We start from the raw sequence: 952 nt of genomic DNA, 5'->3' as shown, positions 1-952 counted from the left end.
ATTTATTACCTATCAATTTGGGGCACCAGGGAATTCTAAGCCGTAGTGTTCGCGATACGGCGATGTTTTATTCCGAAGCTGAAAAGTTTTATCTCAACCGAAAACTACCTGCGCTGGGTGAAATCACCGGCCCCGCTAAAAAGCGACTTAGAATCGGCTTTTATACAGATGGCCCTGGCCATCTTTATAGTGATTCAGACAATGCGGCAGCCGTGCATCAGGCGGCCAGAATATGCAGTGATTTAGGGCATGATGTGGAAGAAGTTTCGTTTCCATTTGACCCTGCTTTTGGGGACGACTTCTTGCTCTATTGGGGAATGATGGCGTCGATTTTTTCTACAACAGGTAGCGTTCTGTTTGGTACTAAGTTAAATAAGAAAAAGCTCGAACCGCTGACCCTTGGGTTAAGTAAGCACTTCCGAAAACATATACTTAAAGCGCCTTTAGCGATTAAACGCTTACTGGGTTTTACTAATGTTTATCAACAAGAAATGGCTAACTATGACCTTATGTTATCGCCAGTTTTAGGGCACCCACCGCCGAAAATAGGCTATCTTGCGCCTGACGTAGAATTTGAAAGTGCTATAGAGCGCCTAAAGCATTTTGTACCTTATTGTGCGATTCACAATGTCTCGGGCGCGCCTTCGATTGCTTTGCCTATTGGCGTTAGTCAAAAACAGGTGCCTGTTGGCGTCCAGTTCTTTGCACAGTTTGGAGAAGATAAACGCTTGCTTGAGTTGGCTTTTGAGATTGAGGAAGCAGTGCCTTTTGTGTTGAATAAATATTGAATTAACAACGAGTATGATGAAGAAAGGGATCGAGGTATGAAAAAGGTGTTTGGCATATTAGTCACTGTATTGTTGCTTGCAGGCTTGAGTGCTTGCGACAAAATTAACAATGCCAGTCGAACGATGGATACGATGTTAGGGGGGGGATTATGAGGTTCATATTC

The 952-nt window shown here is 43.7% G+C and carries 1 protein-coding gene; it reads left to right on the top strand.

Features of this window, described 5'->3' with window-relative positions; translation table 11 throughout:
* On the top strand, nt 1–788 hold a 788-nt coding region (locus A3756_RS25365), incomplete at its 5' end, for an amidase family protein (RefSeq protein ID WP_255376543.1).
* Nucleotides 789–952: the final 164 nt, after the last annotated feature.

It is taken from the genome of Oleiphilus sp. HI0086, from assembly GCF_001635225.1.
The sequence above is the reverse complement of the archived record's forward strand: the minus strand, read 5'-3'. Positions and strand labels throughout refer to the sequence as shown.